Here is a 13138-nt window from a genome sequence, read left to right as displayed (position 1 = left end):
TAAATGATAAAGTGAAATCACATGACAGACGCACCGGAATCAGATCCGCAGCAGCCAGATCCACAGGCGGTGAAAACCGCAGTCTCTCCCTGGAAATTAACCAGCTGGGTTTGTTGTATCGTCATTATTGGCAGCGTCCTGTCTTGTGTGATTATCGCTGCGATGCAGAGTGAAGGCTTGAAAGAGGTCAAAGTCACGGCCCTTGATGCCGCCGCGGAACCCCGCGATCATGACATTCCACTGATCAAACAGAAAGAAGCACTGCCCGATTATGAGCTGCTGATTATCACCCAGGAACTGATTGGCTACAAACTGGGAGCCAAACCTGATACTTCTGCCACTGAAGGCCTGGTCTGGAGGCTCAAAAAACCGATTAACATCGATGATATTGTCGGCATCCGATTGCAGGATCAGGATAAACTGATTTCCGATGCACTGGTAGAAGTTCCCTTCAGTCGGGACCCGGTCACCGCCGGTAATTATCGGTTCGAGTTTCAAACCGTGCATTCTACTCAGCTGGGTGTGGAATCCTTTTTTCGCACTCCCATTGGTATTTCTATCGTCTGTGCATTCGTAATTGCCATCCTTCTGATGTTGTTCGCTTATTTTATTGTGTAACACATTCTTCGCGATTCAAAATGAAGTGCTTGCTCAAGCAGGACAGGAGATGTAATGGAAGGCTTTACCTGGATATTTGGGTTAATGGGGTTTTCACTGGGGGTGGGCGCTCTGGCGGAAGCTAATCGACTCTCCACTCTGGTGAAAGCCCTGGAAACACGGATTGCAGTGCTGGAAGAAAATACAGAATCTTAAAAGGAATCTTAGGGGAAGTCTAAGTGAGAGTTTGATTAATGCAGAACTGAATACTCAACTCAGCCCCAGCATCAATCCGCCGAAGCCCACTTTAGCAACAAGGCTGAATTTGATGATCCCTGCCAGGGAATTAAAGTAAAGAGGACGAGATTAAATTTCGGCGTAATTCTGCGCGATTCCGGAGGCAATGTGGTGGTTGACATGAATGCGAATTCTTGCGCTTTCAGTGGTTTTTAGAAGTGAAAAAGTTGTTACCGGGCACGATCATAACAGCTTGACAACCGAATCAAAGCGCCTGTTTGAAAACAGGGTGGTAAATCTGTCTGCCATCTCATGATTTCCTACTTGCTTAACTGATTGTGTCTTGCCAGTATATCTTTCAAGGAAGAAGGACTTCATTCCGGTCCGATCTGATTCCCATCGGGTCATGAAAGATCACAATTATCATTTACATCGTGTGGATTACGTTATTTTATGGATCAATATGCTCGAACGTCACGTTTTTTCAATCTGCTGTCTGCTGTTCTGGCATTTATGCTGTGGGGAGGTTGGGCCTATCACATCAATTCACAGGCTTTGGCAGAGTCAGGGCTCGTTTCAGGGCTGACACAGGGGACCGCCAGTTTCATGATCACCCTGTTCATGGTACACGCCGTCACATTACTGTTTCACCGGTTTCATCATCCATTTACGAAGGTGCTGTTGCCTGCCGTGGTCGTCGTCTGTTGTACCAGTCTGTTTCTTTATACCGTTCACTTAGTGATGGGCACGCCCCGCATCCTGGCGACAATTTTACCTGCCTTAACGGTTGCCTTTTCTTTCTGCCTGTTTACGTCGTTTAAATTACTCCGAATTCATCAGCAGAGAAGCAGTCAATATGAATGAACCCAGCGCACGGCGTCCGCTTAAAGTCCGCGATGTCAAACTGGTCAATACATTCGCCCGTTATCTGAGCGGCAAAAATATCACGCCGAATCAGATTTCGGTGACCAGTGTTTTTTTTGCTCTGCTGGCAGCAGCCTGTTTTCTGCTGTTTGCGCACTATGCTTACTGGTGGCTGTTGATCCTGGCGGGGCTGATGATTCAGTGTCGTCTGCTGTGCAACCTGTTTGATGGCATGGTCGCCGTCGAAGGGGGCAAAAGTACAAAGTCCGGCGAATTATTTAATGATATCCCCGATCGCATTGCCGACCCGCTGATTCTGGTTTCCGCCGGCTATGCCATTCACATTGTCAGCTATGGGGGCGAACTCGGCTGGTGTGCGGGTCTGCTCGCCGTGATGACGGCTTACATTCGCACCTTGAATGCCAGTATCGGGGCTCCCGTTGATTTCAAAGGACCAATGGCCAAGCAGCATCGCATGGCAGTCCTCACGATTGCCTGTGTGATCACCGCGCTGGAAGTGGTTTTCCAACAGACAGACTATACGTTGTTGATCGCTTTGATTGTCATCATCGCTGGCTGCGTCATCACCTGCATTCGCCGCACTGTTTCCGCCTACCGGTTCCTGGAAGCCTGAAAATGTTCAATATCCCGCCTCACTCCTTTAACGTCATGCTGGTGGTTCTGGGGCTAGGGACACATTCTGATTCTGTTTCCCGAAGGGAGCCGCGGGAATCCGGAAGAACTCAGTGAAATCAAACGCGGCATCTATCATATCGTACACGATCGCTCTGATACCAGAGTGACACCGGTCATGATGCATGGTCTGGGGCGAGCTTTACCACGGGGAGAAGCCTTACTGGTTCCCTTCAACTGTGATGTGATTGTCGGGGAAGCATTGCCGGATGCCGAAAACGGGGAACAGCTGGTGAATGCGATTAAAGAAGCCTTTCTGGAACTGCAGAAGTATTGCATTACCTGCAGTCAGCCACGATCATGGATACAGGATCCCAAACCGGAACCATAAGCATATGATTTAACCCATGGAGTTCTGACTGATGAAGTTGTGTACTGCTCTGCTGTTGGCCTTACTGTTATTGTCTGACTTTCAATCGACAGTTCAGGCAGCAGAAAAAGATAAACGCCCCAATATCATTTTGATTATGTGCGATGACATGGGCTGGTCGGACATCGGCTGTTACGGCGGTGAAGTGCAGACACCCAACCTGGATCGCATGGCGAAAGAGGGGCTGCGATTTACCCAGTTCTATAACAATGCTGTCTGCTGGACGACGCGTGCTTCACTGGTGACCGGCCTGTATCCCCGCTATCCCCGACCGCATCTGAACCGCAACATGGTGACGATCGGCGAAGTTCTGCAGCAGGCGGGCTACCAGACGGCACTCAGCGGAAAATGGCATCTGGGGCGAACCGAATCGACTCACCCTGTTTATCGTGGGTTCCAGGATTTTTATGGCCTGCTGGATGGCTGCTGTAATTTTTTTGATCCCTACTATCGCGACCCGAAATTCAAACGGGGGATCACAGGAGACGGTTCCCGCTTCTTCGCTGAAAACACCACGCGCATCACCGAGTTCCCCGAAAACTTTTACACAACCGATGCCTTTACTGATCACGCGATTCAGGAAATCAAAACCTATTCCGAGACTGACAAACCTTTCTTCCTGCATCTCTGCTACACCGCCCCGCATTATCCCCTGCATGCGAAGCCGAAAGATATTGCAAAATATAAGGGACGTTATGCAGCCGGCTGGGAAACATTACGCAATGAACGTTATCAGCGACAGTCAAAAATGGGGCTCGTCGATCCCAGCTGGAAACTGCCGGCCCGCGACCCGGAATCAGCCGACTGGGAACAGGACAAGTATCCGCGCGACTGGCAGGAACGACGCATGGAAGTCTACGCAGCGATGATTGATTGTATGGATCAGAATATCGGCCGCCTGATGGCGACATTGAAAGAGACCGGTGTGGACGACAATACGGTTGTCATGTTTCTCTCCGATAATGGACCCGATGCCAGCGAGCCCGGCGGAGCGAATCCAGAGCAGATTCCCGGTCTCAAAGAATATTATACCACCTGTGGTCCGAGCTGGGCCTTTCCGCAGAATACACCGTTTCGCCGCTTTAAGACGTGGATGCACGAAGGGGGCATTTCGACGCCGTTAATCGTGCGCTGGCCCGGCAAGATCCAGGCAGATTCCCTCACTCGTCAGCCGGCTCATATCATCGATGTCATGCCCACCTGTGTCGAACTGGCAGAAACCGAATACCCGACGACGTTTCAAGCTCACAAAATCCTCCCCGTCGATGGAAAAAGTATTGTGCCCATCCTTCGGGGAGAAACACGCAAGCCCCATGCTTCCCTGTTCTGGGAACTGAGAAATAATCAGGCTGTACGTCAGGGGAAATGGAAACTGGTAGCAGACCGTACCATCAATCGCTGGGAACTGTACGATCTGGAACAGGACCGTACCGAGACCAAGAATCTCGCATCGGAATACCCCGACCGTGTCGCGCAGATGAAAGCAGACTGGCTGCAGTGGGCCGAAAAAACCGGTGTTGCGCAGCAAAAACATCAACGGGGAAAACAGGTTCCCTGAAGCAGAACTTCAGGGGCAATGGTTTGCGCGTTTGAACCAAGCGAGTTCACTTTTTGCCTGTGTCCAGTTTTACTGTAGCGTCTCAGGGGCATTTGGATCGAGTATGATAGATCGAGAGACGCTATGGTTAAATGTGATGCTCTCTAGTGCTTTGTCAAGCTACAAATGGAGGGTTGGGGTGTGTTGTTCACGTGCTCCGTTGTCGCACTCTCTTGATATCGATCAACCCAAAATTTAAAAATGACACTCCACTAGTTTAGAAAGCCGAGCCAGCGTTTTTTCTGGTCGTCATTCAAAGGCTTTTCCGCCGGGACTTCTTCTTGCTCGCTGCGTTCCAGGTTCAGACCCAATTGTTTTTCTTTTTTACGAATCTGTTCTTCACGGCTCTGCAACATCGACTGAGTGCGTGACAGACGGGCGCGCTCAATGGAAATCTCTACCTCGGCCAGCCCCAGACTGTGTTCCAGATCGTGATGCAAGGTCTGTAACTGTTCCAATAGCTCAGCGGGGGCATTATTCAGTTGATCCCAGTTGACGGGGATGACGGCTGTTTCTGCTTCGCGCAAGCGTTTGATTAATGCGCTGATATACTGATCTCGTTCACGAATCGCTGCGACCAGTTGATCTGGTGAGGCCGACTCTTCATCAATTTCTGAAGGGGCTTCTGGAATCGGAGGTTTATAGCTTGCCAGCGTACGACCAACAGAATCAGCTGGCTCTGATTTCAATAGCAAGCTGGCGGGAGTTTCCGGTTTCACTTGTGGTTTCGGTTTGGGGGCATCCTTGCGTGCCAGATCCATGGAGACATCCACTCCCTGCCCTGACATCAGTTTCTGCTTCATGGCCTCCCAGCCGCTGACTGTCGAATCTGCATCGACTTCACCGGGATTCGTTTCCTCGGGTTCGGAAGCCTGAGATTCTTCTTCGACGGTTTCTGCTTCATGGACCTCTGATTCTTCGGTGCCGGGAACGGTTGGTGAAGAGAGGTAATCAACCAGGCTGGCAGGTTGGGGGGCAGCAGGGCTCTTTTCGAAACCAGCTTGTACTACCTGTTTGAGCTCGGCAATCTGCAGTTGAATTTGAGTCAGGGCTGATTCCGTCTCCATGCCCTGCCATTGTTCAAGCAGTGAATGCAGATCCTGTGTCAGTTTCTGTTGTTCTTCGATGACCTCAGGGGGAATTCCATTGGAAATGGTCATGCCACGATCAGCACCCGTGCGGTGTCTGCGGTCCAGTTGTTCGGCGACCTGTTCCAGGCGTTCCGTCAGGATAACGACCAACTGCTCTTTTTCTTCGAGTTCCGTCTGCAGTTCTAAAATTCGCTGCTGATCTGCCGCACTCAGCTCTTCTTTTTCACGCTGGGTGACTTTGAGTTGTTCCGCAAGTTCCGACAACCGTGCGGTAAGAGTGCTGACCAGCGTTTCTTTTTCCCGCAGTTCCGTTTCGAGTTCCTGCAGACGTTGCAGATCCGATTCCGTCAGTTCATGCTGGTTCTGCTGGCTGCGTTCTAGTTGTTCTGCCACCTGCGATAAGCGGTCCTTGAGCGCCGCAATCAACGCCTCTTCTTCCCGTCGAATCGATTCCAGTTCCTGAATCCGGTGGTTGTCCGCGGCTTTCAACTCGTGGCTGGTATGCTGACTGCGTTCCAGGCGTTCTGCGACTTGAGTCAGCTGTTCGGTGAGTCTCTCTACCAGCTCCTCTTTTTCCAGGAGTTCGGTTTCCAACTCCGCCATGTGCTGAATCTTTTCAGCATCCCATTGGGCGATCAATTGAGCTTCCTGTCTTTCGACCTCTGCTGCGATGCGCGTACGTTCCTCCTGACGATCAGATTCAGAGCCTTGTTCAGACAGTGAATCGATCTGCGGTGTCTGCGGATCAGGTTGAGGAGCGTCTTGACCGGCTTCCATCCATTCGTACCTGAGTCTGTTAACCTTTCACATGTTTTAAGCTAAAAATAAAGGACAGCTACGGTTAGCCTAGCTTATGTGAAAGCAGTCTCAGCGGGATACACGGCCTCGGTGATGCAGTTTTCCGACATCCTTCTGCGGGTGGTAGCGATTATTCATATACTGCAGGATTTACTACATTACTGGGCTGTTTGCCCACCAGAACATCTGCCACCTGACAAGCCGCCTGTTGTCGAAGTTCGTCCAGTGACTCTTTGGAAATAAAGGCAGCATGGGGTGTGGCAATGATCCGGTCATGCTGAAAAAACGGGTCAGACAGGTCAGGGGGTTCCGGGTCAAAGACATCCAGCGCCGCTCCCGAAATGTCCTCATTTTTCACCGCTGTTTTCAAAGCATCGAAATCAATCAATGCACCACGAGCCGTATTGACGATGATCGCATTCGACTTCATTTTCTGAAAAGCTGCCGCGTCAAACTGATGCTCTGTCGCGTCTGTCAATGGTGCATGGATCGAGATGACGTCGCTTTCTTCCAGCAGCTCCTCGAACGCAACCATGCGAGTGCCCGTCCCGTAATCGTTACCCGACGAGTTCGTAGCGATTACCTGCATGCCGAACGCCCGTGCCCGCTCAGCGACTGCCTGTCCTGTCAGACCGAATCCGAACAGGCCCAGAGTCAGCGTTCCCACCCGACGAGGCAGCGGGGCTGCGGAGAGATCATAAATCCCCTGTTTTGTCTGCTGGTTTAGAAAGGCGATGTTCCTCAAACTGGCCAGCATCAGGCCAATCGCATGGTCGGCTACTTCCGGAATGCAATAATCGGGCACATTCGTAACCGGGATCTTCAGTGAAGTGGCATGAGCGACATCAATGTTGTCCAGACCGATTCCCAGCCGCGCGATCGTTTTGCAGTCCGGGGCGGAATCGATGACTGCCTGAGTGACCTGGGCCCAGCAGGTGGCGATCGCATCGACGCCCGAGGCACATTCCACTAACGTTGCTTCATCGGCTCCCGGAGGGGCTTCTATGACTTCCGCATCAACGCGCGCCAGTTCCCGCTTTTCAACTTCACAGTCAGGCCACGCACGATCCGTAATTAACACACGATATTTCGCAGACACAAATCACTCCCTTTATTTTGTGAGAACGTTTCGAGGATTCTGTTTATTCAGCATCTTATTTTTAAGTTCTGTTTACAAGTCTGACTTTCTGCAATTCTATACGGAACTCATGATTACCAGAACTCAAGAGTCAGATTGATCACAGCAGGATCAGTCCTGCGACAGCAAGAGGTAGAAATCTTATCATTCCGTGTATGAAATCGTCACTCTAAAGTGATAAAATGAAACCACTTAACTCAAATTCCCTGTTTAGTATGTTGAATGGCCTTGCATTTGCTTCTTATGGAGAGAGAGCTTGACACATTTGGGGTTAAGTGACATGATTCAAGAGAAGTTCATTGGATTCAAAGGTTTTTCATGTATTTACATCTGACAGTAATTTTGATGCTGATATCGATGCTGTCCCACACAGTACTGGGATGTGGCTGGCATCATGCGCACGACTGTCGTGTAAGCGAACAGGACACCTGTCAGACCATGAATCTCTGTCAGCATGAGTCCGGCCACGCGGAGCATGGGCACAAGCATTCGCATGCCCAGTCAGATCAATGTTCTCAAGAGCCCGATCAGCAGGATCCGGTTCACCAGGATTCGGATCCCTGCCAGGAAGGTCGATGTTCCTATCTGGTGGTGACTTCTGTCAAAGTGCATGAAGAATCTCCCCAACTCATCAGTTTGATGCCGCTCTGGGATGATTTATTCTCTGCCCGCGAAAAACAGTACGTCGATCGTATGCCGTTTTTCAGTACCGCTGCGGTCTTTCTGTCGCCGGGCGTGCGCGCGCAGTCACTGACCACAGTCTGGTTGATCTAGAGACCCCTCTTCTCTGATTGTCTCTCCGATTCTGCGCTGAGTTCCGGATTCTTAAGTTCCGTAATGTCTTCCTTCTGCAGATCGGATACCTCACGATTAACCTTATGCACACTTCGGGAAAATTATGCGCAACCCGATTCGAGGCCTGTGATGAATCATTCAAAACTGAATCAAAACTGGAAAATGTTACTGTCAATTGTGGTCCTGAGCATTGTGGGATTTCTGCTCTGGGGAACCCGGCAGCAGTGGATGCCTGCACTGAAAAGTTATGTGAATAACAGCGGGCAGACGCAGTCGGATCAGACAGCGGCCGCTGGTGCGGATTCCGAAGAGGATCATCACGATCACGACCATGCGGGGCATGATGAGACCAGTTCGCTGGAGCTCTCACCCCAGGCACGAAAGAACGTCGGCTTGACAGCTGATAAAGTAGTTCCCGTGAAGCTGAAATCGTTTACCCGTACGATTACGATCCCCGCCCTGGTGGTCGAGCGTCCCGGCAAAACTCGAATCAGGGTGGTGGCACCGATGACGGGCATTGTCACGAATGTGAATGTCACCGGAGGGGAAGCGGTTCAGCCTGGACGCGCCCTGTTCAAAATTCGGCTTACTCATGAGGATCTGGTGCAGGCTCAGACTGCTTATCTGAAAACGCTGGGGGAACTTGATGTGGAACTCAAGGAAATTGCCCGGATTCAGGTAATTACCGATAAAGGGGTCATTGCCGGCAAAGTACTGCTGGAACGCGAATACGCCAAAGAAAAGCTGGAAGCCATTCTGAAAGCCCAGCGGGAGGCGCTCCTGTTGCATGGCTTCACTGATACTCAAGTGGATCAGATCAAAAAAACTCGACGTTTGATCAAAGAGCATCTGGTTTATGCGCCGCTCGTGCATGATCAATCCGGTGAAGTTTCGGCTCCGAATATGAAAATTCAACGTATCTCTGCCCCTGCTCCCGCGACCCTTGATCAGCGGGTCAATTCTCAACGATCTCTGCTGGTCGTTCAGTCGTTAGATGTCAATAAGGGAGATTTCGTGCAGGCCGGAGACACGCTCTGCGTGCTGGCAGATTACAGTAACCTGTATATTAAAGGTCAGGCCTTTGAGCAGGAAACTGACGAAATTACACGCTGCCTGGAAAACCAGTGGGCCGTCGAAGCGATCCAGGAAGAAAATAACAAAACGAAAAAGCTGATCAAAGATCTGAAAATCGATTATCTCAATAATCAGATTGAGACCGAATCCAGAACATTTTCTGTATTTGTGAATCTGCCAAATCAAATTGAACACGATACGTTTCGCAAAGACGGAGACCGCTATATTACCTGGCGGTTTAAGATCGGACAGCGAATGCAGTTACTTATTCCGGTGGAGACCTGGCAGAAGCAGATCGTACTGCCCGTGGAAGCGGTGGCCAGTGAAGGGGCAGAGCATTTTGTCTTTCAGGAAAATGGAGATCATTTCGACCGACGGCCCGTACATGTTCTGTATCAGGATCAACTCTGGGCGGTGATCGAAAATGATGGATCAATCTTTCCTGGCGACAAAATTGCATTAGCGGGAGCGCATCAGTTGCAGATGGCTTTGAAAAACAAGGCTGGGGGCGCCGTCGATCCCCATGCGGGACACAGTCACTGATTTGTTTTCCAGTCCTCGACTGTTGAGGTTTCTTACGCTCTCTGTCACTACCCGGAACAACTACCATGTTAAATGCGATTATTCGATTTGCTCTTAAACAACGCCATCTCACACTGGCGTTCTCACTGTTTCTGATCGGCTTCGGCAGCTGGCAGGCTCTGAATATGGGCATTGATGTATTTCCGAATCTCAACCGTCCCCGGGTTGTAGTGATGACCGAAGCGCCGGGCATGGCGCCGGAAGAAGTCGAATCACTGATCACCTTTCCGCTGGAGACGACCTTAAATGGCGCGACGGGCGTGCAGGCGGTTCGCAGCTCCTCAGGGGTTGGCATTTCGATTATCTATGTGGAGTTTGAGTGGGGCACCAACATCTATAATGACCGACAGGTCGTCAACGAACGACTGCAACTGGTCACCGAACAACTGCCCGATGGCGTCAAGCCGCAGCTCGCACCGATTTCCTCGATCATGGGGCAGATCATGATGCTCGGCATGTGGAGTGAGGGTGATAAAACCTCCCCACTCGAAGTCCGCACACTGGCGGACTGGGTCGTTCGTCAACGCCTGCTGACCATCCCCGGCGTATCCCAGGTCTTTACCATGGGCGGCGGTCGCAAACAGTTTCAGGTACTGGTGGACCCGCAATCTCTGTTGAAGTATGGTCTCACATTGCATGAAGTGAGACTGGCGTGTGAACAGAGTAATGAAAATGCGACAGGCGGTTATCTGGACCAGCAGGGGCCGAATGAATTACTGGTGCGCGCGTTGGGACGGATTCAGACTCTGGAAGATCTCGAAAAGGTAGTCGTAGCAACCCGCAAAGGACGCCCGGTGATTCTCTCGCAGATCGCCAAAGTCATCGAAGGTGCTCAGGTCAAACGGGGGGACAGCTCCGCTTTCGTAAAACAGGATGATGGCACGTTTGCAGGCGGGTCTGCGGTGGTTCTTACCGTCAATAAGCAACCCAACGCCGATACCCGACGCGTGGCCAATGATGTGATCCAGGCTTTAAAAGATCTTGAGCCGTCCCTCCCTAAAGATATCCGCATTCAACCGGAACTCTATTCACAGAAATCATTCATTGACCGTTCAATTGAGAATGTGATCGATGCGCTAGTGGATGGCGGTATCCTGGTGGTCATCATTCTGTTTCTGTTCCTGATGAATTTCCGCACAACGTTTATCACGCTAACCGCGATTCCCCTCTCGATTGCAATTACTGCCATTGTTTTTGCGGTTTTCGGATTATCAATCAATACGATGACCTTAGGAGGGCTCGCCGTTGCGATCGGTGAACTCGTAGACGATGCGATTGTGGATGTCGAAAATATATTCCGTCGCCTGCAGGAAAACCGCTATGCAGAAAAACCCAAACACACACTGCTGGTCGTGTTCCAGGCGAGTTGTGAAATTCGGAATTCGATTGTCTTTGGAACTGCGATTGTGGTACTGGTCTTTCTGCCTCTGTTTGCATTATCAGGCATGGAAGGTCGTCTGTTTGCGCCGCTGGGTGTCGCCTACATCGTTTCGATTCTGTCGTCCCTGCTGGTTTCATTGACGCTGACCCCGGTCCTCTCCTACTGGCTGCTGGGGAAAAAATTCGGATCGCCGGTCAGTCCAGAAGAAAGGTTGAATTCAGAACAGCACGTTCACCTGGATGGCCCGCTCCTGCGGTTACTAAAATGGATTGCCGGGTATGTGATCAGCTTCAGTATTCGCTTTTCAGGACCAATGTTGATCGCGGGAACCACCGGTGTGTTTTTCGCAGGTGTCATTTTGCTACAACTCGATAGAGACTTTTTACCGCCGTTCAATGAAGGCGTTGCCCAGTTGAATGTAGTGCTGCCACCGGGAACTTCACTGAGAAAGTCCAATGAAATATCAGAAACCGTGATGGACCGGCTGAAGAACATCAAGGGGGTCGAAGCTTTTTCCCGCAGAACCGGACGGGCGGAACTGGATGAACACGCCGAAGGGGTGAATGTTTCAGAATATATCATTTCGTTTGATCCCGAATCGGAACGCAGCCGCGAACAGGTGCTCGACGACATCCGCACATCGATGGAGGCGATTCCTGGGATTGTGATTTCGGTGGAACAGCCTCTGGCACATCTGATTTCGCATATGATCTCCGGCGTGAAAGCCCAGGTCGGGATTAAAATCTATGGCGAAAGCCTTACCGTTTTACGTAATACTGCTAAAAAGATGGAAGCGGCGATGCAGAGTGTGCCCGGCGTCACAGACGTGCTGGTCGAACCACAGGTCGAAATCAAGCAACTGCAGATCAAGTTGAACCGGGACAAATTAAAATTGTACAGCTTAACGCCGGCTTATGTGAATGAATATGTGGAAACGGCCATGAACGGAGTGGTGGTTTCACAGGTATTGCAGGGGCAGCGTACCTTCGACTTGTTGATTCGCATGGATGAAAAGTACCGTGAGGATCTACAGGAGCTGAAACGCTTGTCGATAGATCTTCCAGGTGGAGGAACCACCCCGCTTTCTTCGGTTGCAGATATCATCACAAATGCATCGGGGCCGAACACAATCAATCGGGAAAAAGTACAGAAGCGGATCATTGTGCAGTGTAATGTCACGGGGCGTGGACTGGTCGATGTGGTGAATGAAATCCAGGCGAAACAGAAGCCGATTATTGAAGCGCTGCCCGCGGGCTATTTTGTAGAGTATAGTGGTCAGTTTGAGAGTCAGCAGTCAGCATCGCGGATGATTTCCGCATTGTTTCTGGTCTCAATGCTGGGTGTTTTCCTGGTACTGTTCACCATGTTCCGTTCCGCGAACTTTTCATTGCAGGTGATGGCCGCATTGCCGATGGCTTTTATAGGTTCAGTGATCGCACTGGTCGTGACCGGGCAGACACTGACGATTGCCGCGATGGTTGGTTTCATCTCACTGGGAGGCATCGCTTCGCGGAATGGAATCCTGTTGTTAAACCACTATCTGCATCTGGTGAAGTATGAGGGAGAAGGCTGGACGCGGGAAATGATCGTCCGGGCCGGTCAGGAACGGCTGGCACCGGTATTGATGACGGCGTTGACCTCTGGGATCGGACTGGTTCCACTGGCGATGTCGCAGGGAGAAGCCGGGAAAGAGATTCTGTACCCCGTTGCGACTGTGATTATCGGCGGTCTGTTGAGTAGTACGATCCTGGAATTCTTCATTCGCCCTGCTTTATTCTGGAGCTACGGTCGTAAAGCCGGGGCGCGGATTGTTGCAGATACGAATGAAGAGATTCCGCTGATCGAAGAGCGGGAAGAAGAGACAACTCCCGTCGCGTGAACGGGAGAAAATGAAAACGTAATTGAAACGAGTTGCATGTGA

At 50.9% G+C, this 13138-nt stretch carries 11 protein-coding genes; 9 read left to right on the top strand and 2 right to left on the bottom strand.

Annotation, left to right across the window (positions count from 1 at the left end):
* Positions 1-21: 21 nt before the first annotated feature.
* The 6 genes from Pan161_RS21275 to Pan161_RS21255 all read left to right on the top strand — a co-directional run bounded on the left by Pan161_RS21275 (position 22) and on the right by Pan161_RS21255 (position 4319).
* Positions 22-618: a hypothetical protein gene (locus tag Pan161_RS21275; protein ID WP_145230637.1), complete on the top strand. Its 597-nt coding sequence runs from the start codon at positions 22-24 to the stop codon at positions 616-618.
* A gap of 54 nt (positions 619-672) precedes the next feature.
* On the top strand, positions 673-813 hold the full coding sequence (locus Pan161_RS30670; protein WP_197995446.1) for a hypothetical protein: 141 nt from the start codon (positions 673-675) through the stop codon (positions 811-813).
* 474 nt (positions 814-1287) lie between these two features.
* Positions 1288-1698, top strand: a complete 411-nt coding sequence (locus tag Pan161_RS21270; RefSeq protein WP_145230635.1) for a hypothetical protein — start codon at positions 1288-1290, stop codon at positions 1696-1698.
* Positions 1691-2332 (top strand): CDP-alcohol phosphatidyltransferase family protein, encoded by a 642-nt coding sequence (locus Pan161_RS21265; RefSeq protein ID WP_145230633.1) that lies wholly within the window; start codon positions 1691-1693, stop codon positions 2330-2332. Before Pan161_RS21270 ends, Pan161_RS21265 begins: the two co-directional genes overlap by 8 nt.
* 177 nt (positions 2333-2509) lie before the next feature.
* On the top strand, positions 2510-2722 hold the full coding sequence (locus tag Pan161_RS21260) for a hypothetical protein (RefSeq protein ID WP_145230631.1): 213 nt from the start codon (positions 2510-2512) through the stop codon (positions 2720-2722).
* Positions 2723-2753: 31 nt separating this feature from the next.
* Positions 2754-4319: an arylsulfatase gene (locus Pan161_RS21255; protein ID WP_145230629.1), complete on the top strand. Its 1566-nt coding sequence runs from the start codon at positions 2754-2756 to the stop codon at positions 4317-4319.
* Positions 4320-4570: 251 nt separating this feature from the next.
* Here the strand turns inward: Pan161_RS21255 and Pan161_RS21250 are convergent, their stop codons facing one another.
* On the bottom strand, positions 4571-6226 hold the full coding sequence (locus tag Pan161_RS21250; protein WP_145230627.1) for a coiled-coil domain-containing protein: 1656 nt from the start codon (positions 6224-6226) through the stop codon (positions 4571-4573).
* Between the two features lie 151 nt (positions 6227-6377).
* Positions 6378-7346 (bottom strand): C-terminal binding protein, encoded by a 969-nt coding sequence (locus Pan161_RS21245; RefSeq protein ID WP_145230625.1) that lies wholly within the window; start codon positions 7344-7346, stop codon positions 6378-6380.
* Between the two features lie 396 nt (positions 7347-7742).
* Between Pan161_RS21245 and Pan161_RS21240 the strand changes: the two genes are divergently transcribed.
* The 3 genes from Pan161_RS21240 (at position 7743) to Pan161_RS21230 (ending at position 13096) form a co-directional block, all read left to right on the top strand.
* Positions 7743-8159, top strand: a complete 417-nt coding sequence (locus Pan161_RS21240; protein ID WP_145230623.1) for a hypothetical protein — start codon at positions 7743-7745, stop codon at positions 8157-8159.
* Positions 8160-8342: 183 nt separating this feature from the next.
* Positions 8343-9797 (top strand): efflux RND transporter periplasmic adaptor subunit, encoded by a 1455-nt coding sequence (locus Pan161_RS21235; protein WP_145230621.1) that lies wholly within the window; start codon positions 8343-8345, stop codon positions 9795-9797.
* 65 nt (positions 9798-9862) lie between these two features.
* Complete coding sequence (locus Pan161_RS21230; protein ID WP_145230619.1) at positions 9863-13096, top strand: efflux RND transporter permease subunit; 3234 nt, start codon at positions 9863-9865, stop codon at positions 13094-13096.
* Positions 13097-13138: the final 42 nt, after the last annotated feature.

It is taken from the genome of Gimesia algae, assembly GCF_007746795.1.
Lineage (GTDB): Bacteria > Planctomycetota > Planctomycetia > Planctomycetales > Planctomycetaceae > Gimesia > Gimesia algae.
This window is presented reverse-complemented; position numbering and strand designations above follow the sequence as displayed.